The sequence below is a fragment of the Stieleria neptunia genome (genome assembly GCF_007754155.1).
GTDB lineage: Bacteria > Planctomycetota > Planctomycetia > Pirellulales > Pirellulaceae > Stieleria > Stieleria neptunia.
The window spans coordinates 9,493,050-9,518,472 of record NZ_CP037423.1 but is presented as its reverse complement, the minus strand read 5'-3'; the positions used below and the strand labels follow the sequence as shown (position 1 = coordinate 9,518,472).

Sequence of the window (25,423 nt, the reverse complement as noted above, 5' to 3'; positions counted from 1 at the left end):
CAGTTGTTCAGTGTCTTTCCACGGTCTGTGGACACGTCCGGCAACCTCTGTCTGGGCTGTAAGGGTCGTTCGTAATCTCTGTGTGGTCCGCCCGATTCTCCCCAAGATGGTTCTCCAATGGCTCGTCGGTCTCCAGCACAGTTGCGCAAACCGTCCAAGCGGTCCCGTTTTCGCAGCCTGTTCTGCGATCCGTTGGAACCACGATTGCTGCTGGCGGCGAATTTGCACAACGAAGCATTACCGGCGGACGTCGATGGAAACGGGGCGGTGACGCCGTCGGATGCCGCAGCGGTGATCGAGTACCTGAGCGGCTCAACAGAGACGAAGGAGATTGTGGCTCATTTTGACGTCAGCGGCGATGGTTCGGTGACGCCCCGCGACGGTTTGCTGGTGGTCAATTATCTGGCGAATTCCGATCCTGAGAGCGATGGCGGGACGTTTGGCGCGGCGGCTGCCTCGGCCGGACCCGATCGGCCGGCCGTGGTCGTGCCCAACGGCCCTTCGGCGGATTGGTGGTTCGATTTGGATTCCGATCCAGACGTCGAAGCCGACCAAAGCTATGGGTTGAGCAACGATTTCGGCGCCGATTCGGTGTTTTTGGCGGCCGACTGGAACGGAGACGGCGAAGACGACTTGGTCGTGGTCCGCAAGGACTACGCCGCCGGCAAATGGCAGTGGTTCGTCAATACAAACGAAGATCCCTTTTACTTTGGATTGCTGGAAAATCCGTCGACGGGGCAGCCGGCCGACATTCCGGTCGCCGGCGACTGGGACGGTGCCGGCGGCGCCAACGCCGGCGTCGCACGACCCAACGGCGAGTTTTTGGACTGGTACATCACCACCGACGACAATGAGACCGCCGAGATCGGACCGGTGCTGTTCGGACTCAGCGGCGACATTCCCGTCACCGGCGACTGGGGCGTCCGCGACCCGGTGACGGGCGATTGGGAGGGCGACGGCCGTGATAAGATCGGCACCGCCAGGCGCGGTTCGGGGTTGCTGCAATGGTACCTGGACATCGACGGCAATGGAGGCTTCGAGGCGGCGACCGAAGGACCGTTCGAGTTCGGTCTGAGCGACCCCACCGACACGCCCGTTGTCGGCGACTGGGACAACGACGGCGCCGACGATTTAGGAGTCGCTCGCAACGTCCCGGTCGCCAATCGGATCGACTGGTACCGCAACACCGATCGCAACGATCCGTTTGCCCATCTGCCGGTCTATCAGTACGGATTGACGTCCCACACGACCGTCGTGGCCGGTCGCTGGGGAAGTAAACCCGAAATTTCGGTCACGGAGTCGGGGCATGAGATTGGGACGGGGCAGCGAGTCAATCTCGCCGAATCCGGACTCGATCCGACATCAACAACACTCTGGATCAACAACACCGGCAATCACCCACTGACGGTGACGCCCGGGCTAGTTCCAGCCGGATTTTTGATCGCGGATTTTCCGCCAAGCCCGATTGAACCCGGTCAGTCGGCTCCCTTCACCGTCGAGCTGGATGTGGCGGTTGTCGGATATCAGAGCGGTGACTTCACGATCTCAACGAACGATGAAAATGAATCGCAGTTTTTGTTGCGTTTGAATGAGTCTGCACCACGAATCAGCCTGCCGGAAGTCGTCGCCGACATGTATCCGTTTGGCACCTTCACGGTTGGCCAATCCCTTAGCCATACCTTCGAAGTCCACAACGATGGACGCGCCGATTTGGTCATTTCGAATCCCTTGATCGAAGGGGATTTCGATCTCCAACCCGACGCTTTCCCGACAACGGTTAAACCCCGCGGCAAGTATAAAACGTTCACGATCACGGCCGACACGTCATCCCCCGGCCCGAGAACGGGCACCCTGACGTTCGAAACAAACGATCCGGACGCGAATCCGTTTGTCATTGAATTCAGTGCCGACGTCGAGGTGCCCAAGCCGGATATCGAAGCGAGCGTTGCAAACGGGGAAGCGTTTCCCTTCGGAACGGTCACGCCGCTATCGGAGACACTGCTGACGCGCGTCATTCGAATCGACAATGTCGGGAACGCGCCGCTGGTGTTGAACTCGTTCACGCTTCCCGGAAATGTTTTTTCAATGGACGGATCACTGTTCCCCATCACGATCCAGCCGAAAGCCCACACCAACCTATCACCGGCATTCCATGTCGACCAGGCTGTTGAAGGTCTCAATACATCGCTGCTGACTCTGGACATCAACGACGCATCGGAAAATCCATACGTGATTCGACTGGAAGGAACATACCACTCCAACCCCGCATCCGGCGCCATGCTGGTTGTTGATCGAGCTTCCAACGGCGGAGCCTATCCGTTTCCAGACGGACAAGAATCCCAACCCAGTCGCGTGCCCTTTACGATCAGCAACTCCGGTGATGCCCCGCTAACGTTGACTGCAGCTTCGACCGCGACGGCAGACTTCAGCATTCCCGCGAGCGGGAACCCCGGCTTTCCACTTTCGATTCCCCCAGGCGATAGCGAGGTCATTTTCGTCGGAATGGACACGTCCAGTTCGGGCCCCAAGTCTGGACAGCTTCGGTTGCACCATGACGCGACCCCAGGCGTCTACACGATCAATTTAAGCGGCAACGTTTCCTCGGCACCGGTGTTCGTCAAATCAACGCACCTATTTTCTTTTGAAAAGTCCGGGGTTCGGCTCGTCAACACAACGGCCGATCGTTCGATCATCAATCCCGATCGGTCTGACATTGTTCAGTTGACGGAATTCAGCAACGGTGAGTACTCCTTCGAAATCGTGTTCACCGCTCAATCGCTGGGGCTAACCGATGTAAATGAAACCATCGATGCGTTTGCTTATCCCTACCCTGGCGGGCTGTTGTACTTATCGACTGAAGGACGGGCGACCGCCGGAAACGCTCAGAGCGGTGAAATCACCTTCGGCCCTGGCGACATCGTCAGTTACGATCCCGGCCGCGGTCGATGGTCCAACGTGTTTGACGCAGCGTCTGTTTCTTTGGACGGTAATATCGACGGAATCGACTACGTTGGAAGCAGTCAGTTCGTGGTTTCCCTTGAACAAGATGGTCAACTCGCACTAGGCGGCCAAAATCAATCGGTTTCAAGGAACGACCTTTTGACGTTGTACGTGCAGACGGGAGAGTTCAGCAAACGTCATTCGGCCAGCGACATCACGACCTCTCTGGCGAACGTCGACGCGGTTTCATCGACCGTCGGCAAACCGATCGTCTCGCTGGACAAGTTTGGGGTCGGTTTTGTTGACGGTTCGACAACCGCGGAACCTCAGGACACGGTTCGGTTATCGGAAGGTCGCTGGGAGATGTTTTTGGATGGAACTGATTTTGGGATTGAAGGGGGAAATGCAAATGTGAGTGGATACCAAGCGGTTTCGCAAGTTGGTCGGTCCAGTGCGGTGTATGGCGACTACAGCGACGCACCGCCGCGCTATCCGCAAACCTCTCACGCAACCGTTCCGGGAGCACCGTACTTCGGTGCGACCGTTGACGAGGAACCCGGTGCGCAGCCCGAAGCCAATGCCGATGGCGATGATCGAGACATTTTCTTTCTCGGCGAATCTTTCCAGGGCGGTGCCGAGAATGGTCTGATGATTCCGGCGTTGCCCGCGGGCCACGTCATGGAAATGGGGGGCCCTGTCGGTGCTGCCCCCGATGCCGAGGACGGTTTCACAATTCCGAAATTGGTCGCGGGTCAAACCATGGAAATGGGCGTCCATGTCGGCGGCGCCCCCGGAGTCGTCGACGGCTGGATCGACTTCAACGGCGACGGTGATTGGGATGACGATGGTGAACACATCCTCGATGCACTCAGCTTGCCCGTGGGAATTTCCACGGTCTCGTTCGTCGTGCCCAGCGACGCCCGGCCCCGAGACACCTTCGCGCGTTTTCGCATCGCCGAAACCGCCGTCCCCGATGCCGCCACCGATGTCGTCGGAGGCGAAGTGGAAGATTACAAGGTCAGCTTCGAACAGACCGATTTTCTGGTGACCCATACATCCGATAGCGGTGCCGGCTCGTTGCGACAAGCCATCCTGGATGCAAACGCTGCATCCGGCCCGGCGACGATTCGCTTTGAAATCCCCGATACGGACGAGGGATTGGTCGACGTTGATTCCCTGCTGCCGGGCGGCGATGCCACGCCGGATGTCTTTCGGATCGCGCCCGAAAGTGCCTTGCCGACCCTCAACAACGCATCGGGCCACCCGGTCTTCATCGACGGATCCACTCAACAAACCTTCGGCGGAGACACCAACGCATTCGGACCAGAAATCGAAATCAGCGGACTGTCAGCGGGCGGCGGAAGCCACGGGGTCGTGATCGAATCTGATTTCGCAACCCTGCACGCCTTGGTGGTCAACGATTTCGGCAATACGGGCGTCGTGATCCGAGGTGATCACGCCATTCTGACGGGCAGCTTTGTCGGCACCGATGCGATAGGAGCGACCGCCAAGCCGAATCGGGGAACGGCAGGCGTTTTCATCGACGGCGCCGAGGATGTCATCGTCGGAGGCCACAGCATCGCAGATCGAAATGTCATTTCAGGGAACACTCGAGACGGGATCGCCGTCGACTTGAGTCGCCGCGTGGACGTTTCGGGCAACTACATCGGCACGACGGCCGACGGCATGCAGCCGCTCGCCAACGATGAAAAGGGAATTGAGATCGGCCGCAGCCACCAGGTGCGCGTCGGCGGAGACCGGCGGATCGGATCGGGCAACGTCATCTCGGGCAACACGCGTCACGGGATCAGCGTCACCCTGGGAAGCTCAGAAATCGACATCAGCGGCAATTTCGTCGGCGTCGATTCACAAGGTTACAACCCACTCGGCAACGGAGAACGCGGCGTGTCGATCAGCAATTCGGTCGACGTGGCTGTCGGTGGAAACAAACTGGAAGGTCTGGGGAACGTCATCTCCGCCAACGGCAGCCACGGCGTGATCGCGGATGCGGGAAGTTCATTGATCACCATTTCGGGCAACCTGATCGGCACCGATTCGACCGGAGTGATTGATCTCGGCAACTCGGGGCGTGGCATCACTGTCACCGATGTGTCCGAAGTCTTGATCGGCGGCCCGATACCTGCCCACGGAAACGTGATCTCAGGCAACGTCACCAACGCAATCGGAAACAATTTTGGTCAGCTGATCCAAGACATCACCATCACCAGCAACATCATCGGGCTCAACGCGGCCGGCAATGCCGCGATCCCCAACGGTAGCCCCACGGGAGACTCGCAAGGGATTCGGATTAGAAACGCCTTCAATGTGACGATCGGAGCACCGGGGGCTGGCAACGTGATTTCGGGAAACGCGGGAAGTTTCGCACGCGGGATCGGGATGTCCCAAACTACCAATCTGACCATCCAGGCAAATCGGATCGGGACCGATGCGTCGGGAACCGCCATGATCGGGAACACTCGGGACGGCATTCATATTGATTCGTCGAGCGTCGTGTTGATCGGAGGAGCCGCGGAAGGCGAAGGAAATCTGATCTCTGGAAATGATCGAGATGGAGTGCTGATCGAAGACAGCATTGGAGTGGATCTGCTGGGAAACAAGATCGGAACGGATATCACCGGTATGCTGGATTTCGGCAACGGCGAAGACGGGATCAGCGTCTATGGGACCACCAACCTTCGCATCGGTGGGAATCTCGGCGCCGCATCCAACGTGGTTTCGGGCAACGATCGCACTGGAATCGATCTTTCTGGGTATGGACACAACGATGATTTTAACTCCGGCATCACCATCGCCGGCAATTTGATCGGCACCACGGCCGACGGGAACAGCCCGCTTGCCAATCGGCGTGAAGGGTTGTTGATCTCACGCACGTACCGCGCCATTGTTGAACAGAACGTGATCAGCGGAAACGGTGTCGAACCCAGCGGCGTACCCAACAGTGCCCCCGGCGTGTCGATCCAGGACGCCCGCCTGGATACGACCGTGTTTCAGTGGCCGGTCTCGGAAGGTGGAAACGACCACTATTACCTGATCGCGCCTCCGATGCTTTGGGCGGACGCCGAATCAACCGCCACGGCAGTTGGCGGACATCTGGCCAGCGTGACCTCTCAGGACGAAGCCGATTTTATCCAGGCGGCGTTTCGGTCCACCGATGCCTTTCACCGCTCCGAAGATCTCTACATCGGACTCAACGACCGCGATGTCGAGTCCGTGTTTCAATGGACGACCAACGAACCCTTCGATCCGGTCGGCTTCGCACCGTGGCGGTCAAACGAACCCCATGCCAACGGAAACAACGACGATGCGGTTTTGTTGAAGACAGACGGAACTTGGGACAACGTGCGCGACGATTCGGTGATGTTTTCTCTGTTCGAATTCGAATTCGAACCGATCTTCTCTCCGGGCACGGCAACGTTGCAGGATTCTGAAATTCGATTGATGGACAACACGATCGGTCTCGGTCTCGATCGCCTCACCCCGCTCGGCAATGGCGGATTCGGCGCATTCATTCGTCGCAGTGAAACGGTTTGGGTGCAAGGGAATTTCGTGGCGGACAATGGCGGAGCCGGGATCGAGTTTGATGACACGTCCGTCGCGATTGTGGGAGGACCGCTTTCGGACGCGAGGAACCAGATCTTTGGCAATGCTGCCGATGGGCTGAGCATCACAGGCAGCAGCGAGGGGGTTTTTGTGGGCCCCAACAGCATCTTCAACAACGGTGGTCTTGGAATCGATCTCGGCAACGACGGACCGACGCCGAACGATCCTGATGACGTCGATGCCGGGCCCAACGGGCTGCAAAACACGCCCACGATCCAGCGCGTCGCGATTTCAGAAACCAACACGGTAATCTTCGGCACGCTGCAAAGCGATCCAGATACAACGTTTTCGATCGAACTGTTTGCCAATGATGTCGCCGCTGCGGAAGAAGCCGAGGGTGAGATTTACTTGGGGACTGCGTACGCCAGCACCGGTCCAACGGGTCTGGGGACCTTTCAAATGACGGTGCCGGACGTCGTTGCCCCGGATCTGTACCTGACTGCCACCGCGGAACACCAGCTCAGGGGGACATCCGAGTTTTCTCCGGGGGTGCAGCTCAGCCAACTGGTCGTCCCGACCGTCGAGTCGATTGCCATCAATCGCGGCTCGGCCAGTCGTTCCCAAGTCACATCACTGGAGGTGATGTTCGACGATGAAGTCGATCATGCCGCGCTGGCGACGGCGTTTAGCCTTGAGAATCTCAGCACTCAAACCCAAGTGACGTCGCTGGTGGTCACGGCAGCGGTCAACGCCGATGGCAAAACATCCGTCGCGCTGACCTTCGGGGCGGGGCCGTCGGTCGATGGACGCCTCGGGGAGGGATCACTCGGGAACTCGCTTGCCGACGGGCATTACAAACTGACGATTGCTGCCGCGTCGGTGCAGTCGGCGAGCGGAGGTCCGGGCATGGTTGACGATCATGTCTTTGGTGCCGAGGAGGCCGACGGATTCTTCCGGCTCTACGGCGACACCGACGGTGATCGTGACGTCGATGGTCAGGATTACGGCCGATTCGGGCTCGCGTTCCTCAAGTCCAGCGGCCAGAGCGGCTTCGACCCCGACCTGGATCGCGATGGAGACGGTGACGTCGATGGACAGGATTATGGCAGTTTCGGGATCCGATTTCTCAAGAAACTGACATTCCCTTGATCGACGTCGAGCCGTCTGGATGGAAGGAACTTTGAAACGGGCGATCGGCTATTCTTCCGATTCCCCCGCGCCGTCCTTGTCTTCGGAGTCCTCGTCTTCGGCTTCCTTGTCTTCGGCTTCCTTGGAGGCTTCCTTGGAGGCTTCCTCCTCGTCGGCCGGATCCGGTTTGTCTTCCAGTTCGATGTCGAATTTCTGTTCCAGCTGAGCTTTGATGAAATCGCTCAAGCCGGGGCCTCGTAGTTGTCTTGCGGTGGCCAGGATTTCACCGCTGTCGCCGTCGACGAGCAGGACAAAGGGAATCCCGCTGACGTCGTGCATGTTGCCGAGCGTCGTGTCCCACATCTTCCCCTCGTAAATCTGTGGCCAGGGTTGCTCGTTTTTTTCCAGGAACGCCAGGATCTTTTCTTCCATGTCGGCGCGGTCAAAACTGATGCCGAGGATGTCGAATCCGTTTTCGTGCCAGTTCGCATAGGCTTTTTTCATGTGCGGGATTTCGCCGATACAGGGGCCGCACCAGGTGGCCCAAAAATCCAGCATCACGATCTTGCCCGCGTAGGAATCGGGGAAGTTGATCTCGTCGCCGTCCATCGTCGTCGCGGTGAACGTTAGGGCTTGCTTGCCGATTGTCAGATCCGGTGGCATCTGCATTTGCTCCAGTTCTTCGGCGGCCTCTTCCAGCGAGAGTGCTCCGTCCTTCAATTCGAAGACGTAGGTCGTGCCCGTGAAATTGAAAGGCTTGCCGACCGAAGCGGTTTCGAATCGACGGCTGATCTTTCCATTTCCGTCGCGATCGACTGGGAATCGAGTCGATTGCGAGGGCGACCCGCTGACGAACGTGCTGAACTCTTGTCCGTCCAATTCGAACGTGTATTCGTATCCGAAATCGGTGTAGAACAGGATCGTGTCTTTGAGAGATTGGCGGCGCTCGTCGTTCGGATCGAAGCGAAAGAAATTGATCGTGCCGATCTTGTCATCCCCCAAATCGATTTCTCCGCTTCCGCTGTACATCGTGTATTCACCTTGCTTGCTGGACTTCCATTCCGCTTCCGGATCATTGGTCAAGTCACCGTCGCCGTTGGTGTCGATGTAGAGTTTCGAATCGCCCTCTTCGGGCTCATCCAAAATGTAAGCCCACTTCTGGTCGCCAACTTCGAAGAATCCGTAGCGGGCGGCTTGCAGGTCTTCCGGTGCCGCCTCGACGATGTCCGCTTCCTGGTCCATCTGAGATCGTATCGGACGATAGCCGCCGATCTTTCGCGAGACGCCACTGGAAAGAAAATCTATTTTAAGCGTCTGAGCTTGGACGTCCGATTCGCCGCAGCAGAAAAGGACAGAGCAGCAAAGAAGGGCCGGCACAACAACCGCGAGACGCGGACCATGCGAAGAACTCATGAATGGGATTCCAAGAAGTCGGGATGACTGGTTTGATCAGACCGGTGCGAGTGGGGCACTCGCTTACGATCCTTGAACAATGGACTTGAACAATGGAATCGATCGCGAGTGTTTTCGTTCACCGGTCGATGAAATTGTATTCTAGCGATCTGCGGCGCCAGCGGGGCCTGCGTGGTTGGGCCGCAAACCTCGAATGTCACACACCGGCGACGTCGGACGGAGTGGGGTTGCGTCCACCACCGCAACACTCGCAAGCGGGAAGCTTACGCCACCGGGTTGATCGCCCGCCGCAGCAGATTGTGGGTGATTTGTTGGACACGATCGTCCGGCCCGTGGGGGCGACTCCAGTGCGACCAGGGGATCCAGTGCCCCGGCGGACTGGCCAGGTCTTGGCACCACCAGATCGTCGAGGCGTTGAAGACAAAGTTGCCTTTGGGGCCGGGATAGACCGTCGACGTCCACGCCTGAGGATTCACGCCGCCTTGCAGCGCCGTTCCTTTGCCGACGACCTGCAGACCGGGAATGTCCCTCGGCGGGTCGCCGTGATACTCCCAGCCGATCAAGCCGGGAATCGCTTCGCCTTGCTTCATGCCCGTGCCTTCGAAGATCCAATGGTCCGGCAGCGCACAAACCCAATCGCCGCCACCGTTGACGGGATCAACGTTTCGCGAGCCCATCAAGTAACCTTCGTCGGGGCCGCGATGCGGAAACGGCCCGTGCTGTTGCTCGCGAAGTTCCGCCCATTTGTACTCACCGCCGTACGGCCCCCCGCGAAACAGAATCCGGTTCGCACGGCCATCCATGCTGCCGCGAAAGGGGCTGACCCAGCACACCGAGTTGCCCGATAGGAACAACAAGCTGACACCTTCGTCACGCAGTTTGACGACGCTGTTGTATTGCCGGATGTCCCAGTATTCATCGTGTCCATTACTGATGAATGTCTTGCACGTTAAGCCTCGATCGGGCGTCAGCATGTCGCTGTTGGAGCAATAGGTCACATCGTAGCCATGCTTTTCCAACCAATAGGCCAACGGATACTCAAAGCACAACCACTCGCCCGATCCGATCGTTTGTGGATTCTCAAAGATCTGCGGATACATGCCGTAGGGGCGGTCAAAGCTGACGTCGGCCCAGGGACCCTGGTTGCCTTTGGGGTGCGTGTAGACGGAGTCGCGATCGGGCCATTGGTTGTACGCTTGCCAAGTGTTGTCGCTGCACTGCAGCAGGATGTCGGCGGGGCGGTCGTCCCGGACGATGAAGACGACGTAGTTTTGCCAGTAACCAAACCCGGTCGAATCGGTCAGCGTGGAAAGCCGACCCAAGTACACGCCGCTGGGCCAGTCATCGGGAATCGTCAGCGTTACCGATGGCGTCCATTGACATTCCCGAATCCGCTTGTCGCCGGCCTCCGGCACCGGTTGCACCGAACCGTCAAAGGGCCCGAGTTTGGTCATCAGCCGCGCCCCGCGACCGCCGTAATACCCGGTGCGAAAGATCTCGATCACATACGCTTGCGCCGGGTCGGTCGAGACCATGATGTCGATCGATTCGCCCGCCGCCACACTCTGCCGCGAACAATACCCCTCGATCTTCGACGCCCGAACCCCGTCGCGTGAATCCAGACGCACCCGCGTGAGTTGCCAGTCGCGCGAGCCCGGTTTGGCGTTCTCCTCGCGAATCAGTGACGAACCCGCTCGCGCAATGACGTCATCCCTGTCGTCTGCCATCGCGGTGGATGTCAACGCACCGATCGCGGGTGTCATTGACACGCTCTTGAGCAACTCGCGCCGACTGATTCTCGATCGATTAGGCTTGGTCATGGCATTTCCTTCTGGGCGGTCAAGCAGTGACTAAAGTCACCCTCCGCGACCTCCAAGGTGTGGAGTGAAAAGACCACGGATGGCAAAGCGTACCCACGGATCTTAACGCGGTTGCCAGTTCGGATGCGGCGTGTGGGCGTCGGCCATCATCGCTTCCATGCGTTCGACCATGTCGGGATGCTTGTCGGCCAGATTCTCGGTTTCGCCGATGTCTTGGCTGAGATCGAAAAGCTGTGTCTTTCCGGTTCGCATCGGGATTCGGATCGCTTTCCAGTTGCCGGCCCGCACGGCTTGTTTGCCGCCGCGTTCGTAGAATTCCCAGTACAGGTAATCATGCTTGGCCTGCTCGGTGGCGTTGCCGGTGATCGTGGGGACGAAGCTGACCGAATCGGTATTCTCGGGGCAGGGGACGCCGGCGAGTTCGGCGGCGCTGGCCATCAGGTCGCCGAAGTAGCCGATGTGGTCGGACGTGGTTCCGGCCGGCGTCGTTCCGGGCCAACGCACGATAAACGGCACGCGGATGCCGCCTTCATACAAATCGCGTTTCATGCCCCGCAGCGGTCCGGCGGGGTCAAAGCGTTCGGTGTCATGGCCGCCCTCGTCGTGCGGGCCGTTGTCGCTGGAGAACATCACCACGGTGTCTTTGGAAATCTGCAGTTCATCCAGCAGGTCCAACAGCCGGCCGACGTCACCGTCCATCCGTGTGATCATCGCCGCTTGGCCCTTGTCGTTGTCGCTCCAGTCCTTGTCCGCGTAGGGCCCGTCGTCCGGAACCTCTTGACCGTTTCCGGTGCCCCCGGTGCCTTCATTGTTGGCGTGGGGGATCGTCAGCGACAGGTACAGGAAAAAGGGTTTGTCTTTGTTTTCCGCACTCCGCTTGATGAATCCCAACGCCTCTTCGGCGATCAAGTCGTGGCTGTAGTCGACTTTCTTCGTCGCCCAGCCGCCGGTGAACCCGCCGTAGCTGCGATTGTTTCGCTGCACGACGTTGCGGAGCGGCGACTTGGTCTCGTTGCGCCACAGGAATTCGGGGTAGTAGTTGTGGGCGTGAACCTGATTCAGATAACCGTAAAAGAAATCGAAACCCTGCCGTCGCGGCAATCCCTCGCGTCCACCGAGGGCGTCATCGCCGAGTCCCCACTTGCCGCACAGTGCCGTCTGATAGCCCGCGTCTTTCAAGACCTCCGCCACCGTCACGTCCTCGCTGCGCAGCGACTGTTTCGACATGTCGGGGCCGCCGGCGTTGCCGCGGACGTGGGTGTGCCCCATGTGTTGCCCGGTCATCAAGACGCTGCGCGAGGGGGCGCAGACCGTGTTGCCGGCGTAGAAATCTGTGAACCGCATCCCTTCAGCAGCCATCTGATCCAAACGCGGCGTCTGGATCAGTTTCTGGCCATAACACCCCAGGTCGCCATAGCCCAAGTCGTCGACCAGGATGAAGACGATGTTGGGGCGAGTGGTCGGCTCGGCCCTCAAGCTCGGAGTCGCGACGGTTTGCCCGAGTAGCGTCGCAACCGCGGCAACGGCGAGTGTTGCGATGTTGCGCCATGAACGTCGTGATCGCGTCCGTTGACAATCAGGCCGCGTCGAAGCAAGTAGTTGAATCATGTTGAATTCCGCTGGAGGACGGTTTGGAACCGAATCCGGTTCCCGCCAACAGTCTCTTCGCCGACACCACGCAAGTCAAATCACGGCGTCCAGTGATCAATCAGCGACGCAAGGATAGAGATCGCCAGTCGCTTCGGTGAAATGCGAGCAATGTGAAGCGTTTCGAGAAATTTTACCAAATGAATCGACGTATCGACTTGGAGAAACCGAAAGATGTACCTGTGGTGCAGGTTTCGGCCGCTCGGCACGTCACCATCAAGTTTTTGGAGAGCATCACTCGAGACCGCTGGAGGAATGCCGATGAAGTACGATTGCTTCGATACCTACGCGACCGATCCAGACGGAACGGTGTTGCATTTTGATGCCATCGTTCCCGCAGGGACCAGCCAACGTGTTGTGCGGCGTCTGATTCACGATTACGTCGGTGGCGACGACCCCGAAATTGAAATCCAACGGAATCGCTGGAAGTCGTCGGGTCATGGGCGGATCGGCGTGGCCGCCCTCGCCGAGTTGCAGCAACATGGCTTCGCCGTCGTGCCACTGGTGAATCGTCTTTGCGACGCCGGTTGAACCGGAAGCGTCCGAGAAAGTACGACGGCCTTTCCAGGCCGTCGAAACCAGCGACAGCCTGGAAAGGCTGTCGTCCATGAGCCTGCAAAACCCCTGATGATGTGCTTGGATCTGCGGCGTTCCTGCATAGCGCCGTTCGCCAACCGCGGCCAGGGAAACTTCGAACCTCCCTCGGACACCTCTTGACGCGCCGGATTAATTCTATACCGTTTGGTGTAGATAAGGGTCGGCATGAAAATCCAACCACACTAGAAACCCACACCCATGAAAAAACTTTGGCTCGCGTTTGCGGCAGTGATGATCGTTTCCTTCCTGATCCTGGGTTGGATTGGGACGCGTATCTTCCAGGAGATGCCACCGATTCCCGACCGGTTCGTCACGACCGACGGCGTGACGCTGGTCGACAGCGGGGAGATCGGCGAAGGCCAAAATGTCTGGCAGTCGATGGGCGGCATGCAGGTCGGCAGCGTCTGGGGACACGGCAGCTATGTCGCGCCCGATTGGACGGCGGATTGGCTGCACCGCGAAGCCGTCTTCATTCTCGACAAATGGGGGACGGAGGAGTTTGGCAATCCCTTCGCGGAACTGAACGCCGAACAACAAGGGCAACTCACCGGTCGACTGGCCGAACAATTGCATGAGAACAATTACGACGCGTCCACGGGGATCGCGACCGTCTCCCCGATCCGCGCCGAGGCGTTCGCCAGCAACGTCGAACACTACAAAACGGTTTTTATCGACGGCAACGCGGACTACGCGATTCCCGCCGGTGCGATCTCCAGCGAAGAGCGATTGCGCAAGCTCTCGGCCTTTTATTTCTGGACGTCTTGGGCGGCGGTGACGACTCGGCCCGGTGACATCGCGAGCTACACAAACAATTGGCCGCACGAACCACTGGTCGGCAATCGACCCACGGGCGACAACATCGTTTGGACGGGTGTCAGCGTGATTGTGTTGTTGGCCGGAATTTCCGCGATGGCTTGGTGGTACGCTTCACGAAGAGAAGAAGAGGAAGAAGGTCACGCGCACACCTCCGATCCGCTCTCGCTATGGGAAGCGACTCCATCGCAGAAGGCAACGATCAAGTATTTCTGGGTCGTCGCTGCGTTGATCTTGGTGCAAATGACACTCGGCATTGTCGCGGCACACTACGGTGTGGAAGGGGACGGGTTCTATGGGTTCCCGCTCGCGGAGTACCTGCCGTACACGGTGGCGCGTACCTGGCACGTGCAGATCGGCTTGTTCTGGATCGCCACCGCTTGGCTGGCCGCCGGGTTGTTTATCGGGCCGCTGGTCAGTCATCACGAGCCCAAGTTTCAACGACTGGGCGTCAACGTGTTGTTCGCGGCGTTGTTGTTGGTCGTGGTCGGATCGCTGGCCGGGGAATGGTTGAGCGTGATGAACCGGATGACGGACGGACAATCGTTTTACTTTGGACATCAAGGCTACGAATACGTTGAACTGGGACGCTTTTGGCAGATCCTGCTGATGGTCGGATTGTTGCTTTGGTTGGCACTGATGATTTGCGTGCTGCTTCCGGCGCTGCGGAAGAACGGGGTTGGGAATTTGCCCGTCGCGAATCCGGATGTCGCCACGGCGGGGTCTGAATTCAGCACCAGCCATTCCCTGGCCGCTTTCAATGCCGACGGGGGCGACCGTCACGCGTTGGAAGCGAACAACCAGCGGCATCTGGTCATCCTCTTGGCGGTCGCCACCGCCGCGATCGCCCTGTTTTATGGAGCCGGTTTGACGTGGGGTCAGCATTCGCACCTGACGATGGTCGAGTACTGGCGTTGGTGGGTGGTCCATTTGTGGGTCGAAGGTTTCTTTGAAGTCTTCGCGACCACGGTGATCGCGTTTGTGTTCATGCGATTGAATCTGGTCAAACCCGGAATCGCCGCGGCGGCGGCACTGTTGGCCGCCACGATCTTCCTGTCCGGTGGCATCATCGGCACGTTGCACCACCTGTACTTCTCCGGCACGCCCACGGTCGCGCTGGCTTGGGGGTCGGTGTTCAGCGCCCTCGAGGTCGTCCCGCTGACCCTGATCGGATTTGACGCGATGGAAGATTTGCGACGCAGCAAGGCGACGCCGTGGGTGCAGCGATACAAGTGGCCGATCTATTTCTTTGTCGCCGTCGCGTTCTGGAACATGGTCGGCGCGGGATTGTTCGGGTTCATGATCAATCCGCCGATCGCGCTGTACTACATGCAGGGGCTGAACACGACGCCGCTGCACGGGCATGCGGCATTGTTCGGCGTCTACGGGATGCTGGGCATGGGATTGATGCTGATGTGCCTGCGGGTGCTGATCCCGGCGCGGCAGTGGAAGGACGGTTTGTTGCGGATCGGTTTTTGGGGCATGAACATCGGCTTGTTCGCGATGTGCGTGTTGAGCTTGCTGCCGGTCGGGTTGTTGCAAACCAAAGCGTCGGTGGAGACCGGTTACTGGTACGCCCGCAGCAGCGAGTTCATGCAGACCGATCTGATGCAAACGCTGCGTTGGATGCGAGTCCCCGGCGACACCATTTTCTTCTTCGGGGCATTGGCACTGGTCCTGTTTGTCGCAGGACTGAAAACCGGCCATTCGTTCAAGAAGACTGACGAAGCGATTTAGGAAATCGCCGAACCGCTCCGCCGGTTCGTCTTTTTTTGAATGCCGACCGGCGGAGTGGTCGGAGAACGATAGAGAAAATCGATGCAAACCGTTGATATACAAACCACCGTCGGTGAACTCGTCCGCGAACTTCCTGATCGCGCCCGCGTGTTCGAATCGCTCAAGATCGACTATTGCTGCGGCGGCAAGATTTCGCTGGCAACCGCCTGTGCCAAGCGAAAGGTCGACCCCGAGGACGTCGTTGCGCGACTGGGGCAATGCGACTCGCAGCGAGATTCAGTGCCCACCGTTGACGCCGACGCGATGACCTTGACCGAGTTGGCCGATCACATCGAATCGACCCATCACGCCTATCTGCGCGAGGAATTGCCGCGACTGGACTTCATGACCGAAAAGGTGTCGCGAGTCCACGGTGACAAGGAGCCTCGACTGGCGACGGTTCGCAAGGCGTTCGTGGCTCTCAAGAACGAACTCGAACCGCACATGATGAAGGAAGAGAAAATCCTGTTTCCCATCATTCGGCAATTGGAAGCGTCCACCGACCGACCCGAGTTCCATTGCGGCAGTGTCGCCAATCCGATCCGGCAAATGGAACACGAACACGACCAAGCCGGCGATGCATTGGCCATTTTGCGCGAGGCGACCGACGATTTTGTTCCGCCCCAGTGGGCCTGCAACACCTACCGCGCAATGCTCGACTCGCTGGAGAAGTTGGAAGCCGACATGCACCAGCACATCCACAAAGAAAATAACGTGCTTTTTGTCAAGGCGCTGGAAATCGAGTAATCTTTCATACAGACGATTCTTCGTGGATTTGAGTGGCTAATCGCTCAGGCCCCAGGTTTTTCGAGGCATTGCTGCGATGTCCGAATGGGGAGAGCGAGGACAAACGCTCGGTTCAAACGACCCTCCGCCGACACGGGGGCCGGCCGAGGGCACGAAGCACCTTCGGCGCATCGCAGACCAGGTGATTCCTTGGCGGGTTGCTCCTCAGCCGCCGCAGGCCACAAGTGACCAAATGATTCCGAGGAACTGGGTGTGAGGATTATCATGTCGGATACGCGGCGGGTCGTGGAGGCCGTTCTCTACGTGGTGCTTCGTGCCCGCTTCTCAGCCTGGTCCCGGGAGTTTGCTTGAAAATGACATTGGTGGCTCGCCTCACGGCGTTGACCCCGTTTGAGAGAATAACAGAGCCCTACTCCCGCGCCTGCCGCGTTTTTCCGTTGAAGTCACCTTTCGGAGTTCCGCCATGGCCAAGAAGAAATCCTCTGGGAAACCTAAGCGTCGATCACGTGGTGGGTTTCCGATTGACAACGCACCCGTTCCACAATCACTTGACACAATCAACTTGAACGCTGCCGGCATCGATATTGGTTCGACCCAGCACTATGTTGCCGTGCCCTCCGATCGCGACTCATCACACGTTCGCTGCTTCGGCACCTTTACATCCGATCTGGCGTCGCTCGCAGATTGGTTGGAAGAGTGCGGAATCAAAACGATTGCAATGGAGTCAACAGGGGTCTATTGGATTCCAGTTTTCGAGCTTCTCGAAGCCAGGGGGTTTGAAGTGAAGCTTGTTGAGCCTGGCAAGCTGAAGAGCGTTCCTGGCCGAAAAACGGATGTCTTGGATTGCCAGTGGATCCAGCAGCTTCACACATACGGTTTGCTGGCCGGATCGTTTCGACCGGATTCGGCAATTTGTGTTCTGCGTTCTTACATGCGGCAACGAGCCATGCTCGTCGCCAACGCGAGCGAGCATATCCAACGGATGCAGAAGGCGATGATGGAAATGAATGTCCAGCTCCATCACGTCATTTCGGACATCACCGGCACCACTGGCCTTGCCATTTTGGATGCCATTGTTGCGGGCAGTCGAGACCCTCACCTACTCGCAAAACTTCGCGATCCAAGGTGCAAAAATGACGAGTCGACGATCGCGAAAGCTCTGGAAGGCAATTGGCGTGAAGAACATGTATTTGCGTTAAAACAGGCTCTGGAACTGTACCGTTTTTACGGTTCCAAACTGTCGGAAGTCGATTCCAAGCTTGAAGAACATTTGGGTACATTTTCCGACCGAAGTGACGGTGAGATTCTGCCGAAGCTGAAGGCTCCTAAAGCTGGAAGCAATAGCCCCCGGTTCGATATGCGCAATCAGCTCTACCGGGTGCTGGGCGTCGACATGACGACCATTGATGGGATTAGCGGTCAATCCGCAATCACACTGATTTCTGAAATCGGTACCGACATGAGTAGGTGGGCAACAGAGAAGCATTTCACTTCTTGGCTTTGCCTATGTCCGGGCAGTAAGAAGACAGGTGGGAAATTGCTCAGTGGTAAAACACGTACAAGTGCGAACCGAGCCGCCGCCGCACTTCGAACAGCCGCCGCGTCCCTGGCACGATCAAACTGCGCCTTAGGAGCGTTCTTTCGCAGGATCCGTTCCCGTCTTGGTTCACCCAAAGCGATCACGGCGACGGCCCACAAGCTCGCGAAAATAGTTTATGGGATGCTGAAGTACGGGAGGGAATATGTCGATGTCGGCAACGACTATTACGAACAGCAATACAAGAAGCGAGCAATGGAAAACCTGGCGAAACGGGCAGCTGCACTCAACCTGCGAGTGGTCCCCAATGAACTAGCTGGGTAGGAAGTTCCTTGAGAGCAGAGCCCGCCTCCGCTTCACCTGGCTTCGCCGTCCTACCGAACAGAACCATCGGACATCGCAGTCATCCCTCAAAAAACCTTCCCCGAGTATTCGAGAGCACCCACTAAAATCCGCGAAGAACCCATACAGACAGGGTCGTCATCTCGGCCCATCCGCGATTGTGCCGGGTACAAAACGAAGAAAGCAATCATGATTTCAGAAGACTCAAGTGCGATTGTCGCCACCTATCGGCGCTGCATGAGCGGTGAAGGGTTCATTGACACGTTCTACCAACTGTTTCTGGCCAGTTCGGACGAAGTGAGAATCAAATTCCAGTTCACCGACATGGTGCATCAAAAACTGGTGCTTCGGGAATCGCTACTGGTGTTGATCCTGTTCAGTGAGAATCAGGATCGCAATCACGCCGAATTGCTGCAGCTTGCCGAGCGTCACGATCGCAATCATGCGGAGATCGCTCCGCATCTGTACGAACTTTGGCTCGACACACTCTGTAGCGCCGTCGCGCAACACGATCCAGAATTTACGCCCCACGTCGAACAATTATGGAGACGTGCGATGCAACCGGGGATCGACCTGATGATTTCAAAGTATTGAAGCGTGTGACACCCGATTGTGGTCGCGATGCTTGGAAAGATGGCCAAGCGTGCGTTGAGGACGAGGTTGGTGGAGGTGCGAGCGTTTTAGCGCGGCACCGGGAGTGCGGCGATGTCGAGGTGATAATCGGTGTAGGAATTCAGGGTTCCACGTGTCCACAAGATCACTCGCGTGTCTGATTCAGTCTTCGGAATGACCGGACGCAATTGATCCTGCGTCGAATCCTTCGTCAGGGCGGTCCACGTCCAGGTCTCGCCCCCGTCGCTGGTTGTTCCTGCGAACAGCTCCCAATGCCGTTGCCCGTCGGTGCGACTAACCAGCGGCATTCCGGAGACCGGATCTGCGTTGGTGGAGATGACGACGTAGTTGGGGTCTTGCGGATCCAGCGCGACCAACCCGGTGTAGTCGTCTTCGCCGGAATACAATTTGGTTCCCGCATGAGCCATTTCGTGCACGTGCCACCGCGATCCATCCCAACGGCCATAAAAATCGCGGTGATCCATCCCACCTGCACCGCGGCGGTTGCGCATCGCGGCGCCATCGACCTGGACGGAGAACGCGATGAATGGGTTGCCGAGCGCGTCGATTTCGATGTCACTGGCCCAGGCGACTCGAGCCGCCGTCCCGGTAAACACTTCGGTGAAGTCACGCGGTTTCAGCGGTTGGCCGGCTGCGGTGGGGGGTGCCAAGATCGTGCCGTCGGACGCCAGCAGGTTTCCGGCCTTGTAGTATCCATGATACAGGCTGTTGTCATACGCTCTGGGATGATCGTCGGTCGCGATGAAGTGGATTTCGTCGCGACCATTACTGGCATAACAAACATAGGGTCGCCGGCCGTCCATGCCCGTGTATCTGGGGTCATCGCTCAGGTCAGCAGACGTCCGCTGCATCAATCGCCAGCCGTACTTCCAGGTGGATCCGCCGTCATCGGAAAAGTTGCAGTTGGGATTAAAACCACGTCCGCGATGGAAATTATAAATGCGATCGTCTTCGCCGGGCAATCGGTAAACATTGGAGTACGTGTAGCCCGCCCCGGCATCAAACCGTTGTTCTTGGGTCCACTCGCTGATATCACCCGGACGAAGCGTGATCCGTGACCGTTGGAAATGATCGTTGCCATGTTTTCCATAAACGGCAAGCAATCGCCCATCAGCGAGCAGGCAGAGTCCCGCGACGGCATGGTCGTCCCGTTGAAGCGTCGCATGCAGACAGAAATGCGAGGTTTCACCGCTCGACAGATTCAGCTCGGTCACCACCAGGTCGCCGGCATTCCAGTCTCCATGGTCGTCGCCGGAAATGGACGTGAAAAAGACCTTGCCATCCGATCCGACCGCACGTTTCCCCTGGAACCAGCACCATCCGCCGTTCTCTTTCACCACGATCGGCTCTGCTGCGTGCAGGCAGCCGACCGAAAGCAACGTGAAGAGGACGGAATAGAAACCGGACGTTTTCAGACTAGAGGTCTGTTTAGTGTGCATCAAATCACTCAAAGAAAGTTTCGTCAAACAACAACGATCATCCAGACGGCAGTGACCACGGTGCCGACAACCAGCGTCCATCCGACCCGCTTGAGGTGTTTGGCTGGCGGCGGCCAGATTATCAACCATCCACTCATCGCCAACATCGGTAGAGTGACGATCGCGAGTGAACTGGATGAAGTATAACGTCCAATCACGAGCACACTAAGCGCACAGATGGCCAACCAGTGAATGGTCCGCGGGTGCCGTTTCTGGGCCGCGATCACGCCGCGAACGGCCATCGTGGTGGCGGCAAATCCGATCAGCCACGTCGTCCAGATTTCGATCGCGAGGTCGCTGGGGATCGCTCCGGCCAACAGAATTGGTACGCAGGGAACGGACAAGCCGACGATTCCCCATAATTGGCCGAGCAGCGAGCGGTGGTTCCCCGCGACGGCCAGTGCAAAGCTGGTCGTCGCGAGCCCAAGGCATCCCAGGAGCGAGATTCGTACCGGGTTGGATCCCGTCAGCAATGCGACACATCCGCAAAGGATCGTGAACCCGGTGAGAATCACCAAGCGTCGTGTTGCCGTCGGCGTCGAACGCTGCGCACGCGAACCCCGATGCCCCCAGGCAACCAGCAGCGGTTCGTGGGCCAAGAAACCGGTCACGCTGGCGATCGCCACGCAAACGCCCGGTAGGGAGATGCCCGCGATCAACAGCGAAGTCGCGATCGGAATTCCAAGGATCGCGTACGCGCCGTGCTCTTTCGGTTTCAGCTTTGCAGCAGAAGCGACGGTGTCTGGTTTTGCGTTCGACAACGTTGCAGTACTCATCGAAGCCCATCCTCGCGAGTTGTTCCAGTGGAGTTTTTTAGTTGCAGCCAAAGTGGCGTAAGCTTCCAGCTTGCGATTGCCCAGCCCTATGACATGGCAAGCAAGATGCTTACCCCACTTGCACGGGGACCGTCGAGGTTTTTCGTGTCGCGGCAACAATCCGCTCGGCGGCTTTCTGTCCGCTCTCGATGCAGCTCGGGACCCCAACGCCGCTGAGTGAGCCGCCGGCCAACGCGAGCGTCGGGAACCACTCCAGACGCTGATTGATCTTTGCGATTCGATTCCGATGGCCGACGTGATATTGTGGCATCGCATGCCGTTGTCGGGTGATGTGACGCATCAATGGTTCACCTTCAATGTCCAACAATTTTGCGACTTCCCAGTGAGCCAATTCCAGCAACTGTGTGTCGGGTAAACGCAGCAATCCGCTCTGGCAGGCACCGCCGATAAAGACTCGCATCAGCACTGTGCCATCGGGGGCGCGGCCACCGTACTTCACGCTCGAAAAGCTGCACGACAAAATGAAGTGACCTTCGATCGCCGGCACGACGAATCCAAACGAGTTCAAGTCATGGCCGATTTGTTCGCGGCGAAAGGCGAGCGACACGACCGCACAACTGGCAAATTGAATCTCGCCTAGCAGCGCCGATAATTCCCCATCGACGGTGGAGAGCATGCGTGAGGCGTGGCTGGCCGGCGCGGCAACGATCACGGCATCGGACTCTTCACGTTGCGGATCCTTTATTCCGCTGCTGATCGACCATCGCGAGCCGCTCGGGACGATGAAATTGGCTGGCGTATTGAGCCGCACGGACTCTTTTGGCAAGCTCCTTTCCAGTGCCTCGATCAATTGAGACATCCCGCCGCGCAGCGTCATGAATTGACTGTCTCGCGCTCCGCCACTTTTCTCGGTCGGTTGCCGGCTCGATCGACGTTGGTTCAACATGCCGCGGATCAGACTGCCGTATTTTTGTTCCATGTCCAGAAAACGTGGCATCGTTGCGGCAATACTCAGCCGATTGGGGTCGGCGCTGTAGATGCCGCCGACCAACGGTTGGACCAGACGTTCAAACATTTCGGTTCCGAATCGCCGGCACACGAACGATTTCAACGATTCATCGACTTGTTCTCGTTTGCGCGGCACAAAGACTTCGCATCCCGATCGCAATTTACCCTTCGGGCTCAGGATCTTGGTGGTCAGCAGCGGCCACAAACGCGAGGGGGCCATCACGTAAAAACCCTCGGGAATCTTTTCCAATTTTCCCCGGCTGAGCACCATCGCGCCGCGCTCGTTGGGATTGGTGCCGATCAATTCGTCACCCAGGCCGACGTCCTGGCAAAGCTGTATCGCGGTGGGCGACGTCGTGATGAAATTGTCCGCCGCTCCTTCGATCAAGAATCCGTCCTTGTGAGTTGTTTGGATCACGCCGCCGAGGCGCGGCCCGGATTCCAGTAAACGCACCTCGATTTCGGGCGCGATCCGGCGTAGATGGGTTGCCGCGGCGAGGCCCGAAATGCCACCGCCGATGACGGTCACGCGACGATTCATGGTGGGTTCCCTTTTACGTGGTGGCCATTGCGTCAGGAATGTAAAACACCAGCATCGGACTATGGTCAAACGACTTGCGAGACCGCAGATCGGACGGTCGAGTCGCGAACGGCTGGGAAGCAATCATGGTCGTAAAACCTGTGCACGGTCGGTCGGGGACGCTGCGATGAGACTGAGTCTAGCATATTGTGCACCTAAGTGTATAGAATTGGGCGACTAAAAACGCGACGTATTGTCGCTGAACGCCACCGCATCGCGACGAACAATGCCGATCGGTTGCAGCGGAAGACTCGATCCTGGTGGCGGTCGTGCTACTTCAGCCAGTGATCGAAGAATGAGTAGATCATTTCATTCGAGTCGGCGTTGGGGGAATGATCGGGGCGATTGGTCATCATCACACGATCGCTGTGGCCGAGGATTCGGTTGACCGCCACGGAGTGATTCAGGGCGTGCCAGCGACCGATCGGGTCTTCGCTGCCGCCGGAAACCAGAAACGGCCGGGGGGCCATCAAGGCGTGCAACTCGTGCAGGTCATGTCCTTCGGCGACCAATCGCGGATAGAGGCCGCGGGCCGGGTTGTCGTCCGTGATCAAGCCGCGCTTCCGCCAAGGTTTGACGTGATAGCCCAGGTACCAGGGTTCCCAGTAATTCACACTCGGTCGCGATTGGTCGAACACGATGCCGGGATCGGACCATGCGGCGCAGGCGAATTTGTCGAACAGACACGAGGCAAACATCGCCCACTTGCCGCCGAAGGAATGGCCGACGATGCCGATCCGCTTGGAATCCACTTCCGGACGATCGGCCAAGACATGCCAGGCGTTGGCCGCCGCGTAGCCGAGCATCGACAGCGGTTGGACCTCTGCATCGTCGATCGAGGGATGGTAGAGCGAATACGTCTTGGCCGCGGTGGCATCACTGGTGCCGATCGACAGGGTCACGAAGCCGCGCCGCGCGAGTTGCAACGCAAAGTCACGATACGGATTGCCCTCACCGATCGCGGTTTCCGGTTCGTAGTACACCGTGACCGCTGCGGGGAATGGGCCCTTGCCGTCGGGCACCAGCAGGTAGCCGGTTGTCTTTTCATTCGGCGTCCACTGAAAACGCACTTGATGCTCGGTGAAGTTCTCACGCTGCCGAGAGTCCAGCATTTCCACTTCGGGTTCGGTGATCAGCGGCGGCCACTTGCCGAGCAGGCCTTGCCAGGTCGAAAGGATTTCAGCCCGACGGCGCTGCCAATCTTCGGAGTTTCGGACCTGGGAACCGTCGGCGAACACCAGCGGCGATCGAAAGTCACCGAAGTCGTCTTGATAGGCTTTCGGAGGATCGGTGTAAGGGGGTAACTCATCGCTCGGTCGGCGATGTTCGGATGAGACGACTGCGCGATGATTGGGCTGACTCCATTTCAGCTTGGCAACAAAGATGCTGTTGTCGCTGCCGTGTTTTTCGACGCCCAACGGCTGCATCCACTCGGTCACCGTCACCCAGGTTTCATCGGCTGACACATCCACCACGCCAAAATTGCCCAGCCGCGCGCCACGCTCGGGCACCAAGATTTGTTCGCTGTCGCGAATCACGTGCAGCGTTTCCGGGTCGATACGGGCGATGAACAAGGGCGCTCGATGACGAAACACGTGGTCGTTGTCGGCACCACGTCGCGTGTAGACCAAAAACAAACCGTCGCTGTGCGTGACCCAGTGTTGCTGGGTGTTGTAGTTGCCCAGATCGCTGCCGTCGTCAAAGGTCCAAGCACGCGGCGGCCCGAAGTTCAACCCGTCATCGCTGACGCTGACGTAGCCCCGATCGTCGTTTCGCAGAGTCAGATAAAAACGACCGCCGAATCGTGTCAGCGAGGGTTCGTAGAGTCCCCGCTTGATGGGAACGGTCAGCGCGTTGCCGACTTCGATGAAGTGCAACGTTTCACCGTCGAAGCGGCAGCGGCAAACCGCGGTGGAATATTGTTTGGTCGTTGGTTCTTTGAAGTAGAACGGCACCAAGACGTCACCGCCGGGGAGATCGACACGCTGAACGCTGCCCGATCCGGCATCTTGAAACCGCGGTTCGTGGGGCAGATTGACGGTCTTCCATTTCGACCACTGTTTCGCCGGCGCGTCGTAGACGGCGTAGGCGATGCCTCGCGGGCGGACATGCATCACGCGGTTGTTGCGGTACCACACCGATTGACCGATGCCGAGCAACCGTTGGCTGGCCGCGTGCCACTGGGGTTGAAAGTCACAAACGGTGGTTTCATCGCCCGGCTGAAGTAGTTGCGGCGCGATCGAGGCGCCGGTCGGCAGCGCGTCTGACTCTCCGCCGACCCGCTCGCGGGCGAACGAGTCGATCGGCGCGAGATCTGTCCAAGTCGCGGCCGAGTCTTTCGAAGTGGTTTGATGCAGTCGATAAAAAATGTCTGAACCGGTCAGCAACAGCTTTTGCGTCGTCATCACGACCAGCGGCTGATCCGAATCGTTGCCTTTCACGCCCGCGGGAATCGCCCCGGCACGGGCATGGACCCAGCATGTCTGTCCGTCAAACCCACGCTGGGCCGTCGATCGCGCGATCGTGAAGGAGAGGTCGTTGGCGCTGGCAAGGGTGATCAGGAGCAGACTGGACAGGACGATCGATAGCGGGGATTGTGCAAGGCGGGTGAGCATGGAGTGGCAGAA

The 25,423-nt window shown here is 58.4% G+C and carries 13 protein-coding genes; 6 read left to right on the top strand and 7 right to left on the bottom strand.

What is annotated here, in order from left to right:
- Positions 1-117: 117 nt before the first annotated feature.
- Positions 118-7,650: a choice-of-anchor D domain-containing protein gene (locus Enr13x_RS33170; RefSeq protein ID WP_145391164.1), complete on the top strand. Its 7,533-nt coding sequence runs from the start codon at positions 118-120 to the stop codon at positions 7,648-7,650.
- A 48-nt stretch (positions 7,651-7,698) separates the two neighbouring features.
- Here the strand turns inward: Enr13x_RS33170 and Enr13x_RS33165 are convergent, their stop codons facing one another.
- The 3 genes from Enr13x_RS33165 to Enr13x_RS33155 all read right to left on the bottom strand — a co-directional run bounded on the left by Enr13x_RS33165 (position 7,699) and on the right by Enr13x_RS33155 (position 12,470).
- Positions 7,699-8,871 (bottom strand): TlpA family protein disulfide reductase, encoded by a 1,173-nt coding sequence (locus Enr13x_RS33165; RefSeq protein ID WP_197455536.1) that lies wholly within the window; start codon positions 8,869-8,871, stop codon positions 7,699-7,701.
- Positions 8,872-9,305: 434 nt separating this feature from the next.
- Positions 9,306-10,862 carry a N,N-dimethylformamidase beta subunit family domain-containing protein gene (locus Enr13x_RS33160; RefSeq protein WP_145391162.1) on the bottom strand — a complete coding sequence of 519 codons (1,557 nt, stop codon included), beginning with the start codon at positions 10,860-10,862 and terminating at the stop codon, positions 9,306-9,308.
- Positions 10,863-10,964: 102 nt separating this feature from the next.
- Positions 10,965-12,470 (bottom strand): arylsulfatase, encoded by a 1,506-nt coding sequence (locus Enr13x_RS33155; RefSeq protein ID WP_145391161.1) that lies wholly within the window; start codon positions 12,468-12,470, stop codon positions 10,965-10,967.
- A gap of 300 nt (positions 12,471-12,770) precedes the next feature.
- Here Enr13x_RS33155 and Enr13x_RS33150 point away from each other — a divergent pair, with 300 nt between their 5' ends.
- From Enr13x_RS33150 to Enr13x_RS33130, 5 genes are all read left to right on the top strand, one after another.
- Positions 12,771-13,040, top strand: coding sequence for a DUF2024 family protein (locus tag Enr13x_RS33150; RefSeq protein ID WP_197455535.1), 270 nt, complete (start codon positions 12,771-12,773; stop codon positions 13,038-13,040).
- Positions 13,041-13,304: 264 nt separating this feature from the next.
- Positions 13,305-15,656, top strand: a complete 2,352-nt coding sequence (locus Enr13x_RS33145; RefSeq protein WP_145391159.1) for a nitric-oxide reductase large subunit — start codon at positions 13,305-13,307, stop codon at positions 15,654-15,656.
- An 81-nt stretch (positions 15,657-15,737) separates the two neighbouring features.
- Positions 15,738-16,442, top strand: coding sequence for an iron-sulfur cluster repair di-iron protein (gene ric / locus Enr13x_RS33140; RefSeq protein ID WP_145391158.1), 705 nt, complete (start codon positions 15,738-15,740; stop codon positions 16,440-16,442).
- A 520-nt stretch (positions 16,443-16,962) separates the two neighbouring features.
- Positions 16,963-18,303 (top strand): IS110 family RNA-guided transposase, encoded by a 1,341-nt coding sequence (locus Enr13x_RS33135; protein ID WP_145392203.1) that lies wholly within the window; start codon positions 16,963-16,965, stop codon positions 18,301-18,303.
- Positions 18,304-18,510: 207 nt separating this feature from the next.
- Positions 18,511-18,915, top strand: coding sequence for a globin (locus Enr13x_RS33130; protein ID WP_145391157.1), 405 nt, complete (start codon positions 18,511-18,513; stop codon positions 18,913-18,915).
- Between the two features lie 86 nt (positions 18,916-19,001).
- Here the strand turns inward: Enr13x_RS33130 and Enr13x_RS33125 are convergent, their stop codons facing one another.
- The 4 genes from Enr13x_RS33125 to Enr13x_RS33110 form a co-directional block, all read right to left on the bottom strand.
- The gene (locus tag Enr13x_RS33125) at positions 19,002-20,393 is read right to left on the bottom strand and encodes a BNR-4 repeat-containing protein (RefSeq protein ID WP_197455534.1); all 1,392 of its coding nucleotides are present in this window, start codon (positions 20,391-20,393) and stop codon (positions 19,002-19,004) included.
- A gap of 23 nt (positions 20,394-20,416) precedes the next feature.
- Positions 20,417-21,208 (bottom strand): YwiC-like family protein, encoded by a 792-nt coding sequence (locus Enr13x_RS33120; protein ID WP_145391155.1) that lies wholly within the window; start codon positions 21,206-21,208, stop codon positions 20,417-20,419.
- 109 nt (positions 21,209-21,317) lie between these two features.
- Positions 21,318-22,757 carry a protoporphyrinogen oxidase gene (gene hemG / locus Enr13x_RS33115; RefSeq protein ID WP_145391154.1) on the bottom strand — a complete coding sequence of 480 codons (1,440 nt, stop codon included), beginning with the start codon at positions 22,755-22,757 and terminating at the stop codon, positions 21,318-21,320.
- A gap of 311 nt (positions 22,758-23,068) precedes the next feature.
- A complete protein-coding gene (locus Enr13x_RS33110) occupies positions 23,069-25,411 on the bottom strand; it encodes a S9 family peptidase (RefSeq protein WP_231743927.1) in 2,343 nt (780 codons plus the stop codon).
- Positions 25,412-25,423: the final 12 nt, after the last annotated feature.

What these genes read in the sequence shown, in the direction of transcription:
- Enr13x_RS33165 (WP_197455536.1), bottom strand. Translation starts at nt 8,871, where the DNA reads ATGGACCAGGAAGCGGACATCGTCGAGGCGGCACCGGAAGACCTGCAA.
- Enr13x_RS33150 (WP_197455535.1), top strand. Translation starts at nt 12,771, where the DNA reads ATGAAGTACGATTGCTTCGATACCTACGCGACCGATCCAGACGGAACG.
- Enr13x_RS33160 (WP_145391162.1), bottom strand. Translation starts at nt 10,862, where the DNA reads ATGACCAAGCCTAATCGATCGAGAATCAGTCGGCGCGAGTTGCTCAAG.
- Enr13x_RS33120 (WP_145391155.1), bottom strand. Translation starts at nt 21,208, where the DNA reads ATGAGTACTGCAACGTTGTCGAACGCAAAACCAGACACCGTCGCTTCT.
- Enr13x_RS33125 (WP_197455534.1), bottom strand. Translation starts at nt 20,393, where the DNA reads ATGCACACTAAACAGACCTCTAGTCTGAAAACGTCCGGTTTCTATTCC.
- Enr13x_RS33145 (WP_145391159.1), top strand. Translation starts at nt 13,305, where the DNA reads ATGAAAAAACTTTGGCTCGCGTTTGCGGCAGTGATGATCGTTTCCTTC.
- ric (WP_145391158.1), top strand. Translation starts at nt 15,738, where the DNA reads ATGCAAACCGTTGATATACAAACCACCGTCGGTGAACTCGTCCGCGAA.
- Enr13x_RS33155 (WP_145391161.1), bottom strand. Translation starts at nt 12,470, where the DNA reads ATGATTCAACTACTTGCTTCGACGCGGCCTGATTGTCAACGGACGCGA.
- Enr13x_RS33110 (WP_231743927.1), bottom strand. Translation starts at nt 25,411, where the DNA reads ATGCTCACCCGCCTTGCACAATCCCCGCTATCGATCGTCCTGTCCAGT.
- hemG (WP_145391154.1), bottom strand. Translation starts at nt 22,757, where the DNA reads ATGAATCGTCGCGTGACCGTCATCGGCGGTGGCATTTCGGGCCTCGCC.
- Enr13x_RS33170 (WP_145391164.1), top strand. Translation starts at nt 118, where the DNA reads ATGGCTCGTCGGTCTCCAGCACAGTTGCGCAAACCGTCCAAGCGGTCC.
- Enr13x_RS33130 (WP_145391157.1), top strand. Translation starts at nt 18,511, where the DNA reads ATGATTTCAGAAGACTCAAGTGCGATTGTCGCCACCTATCGGCGCTGC.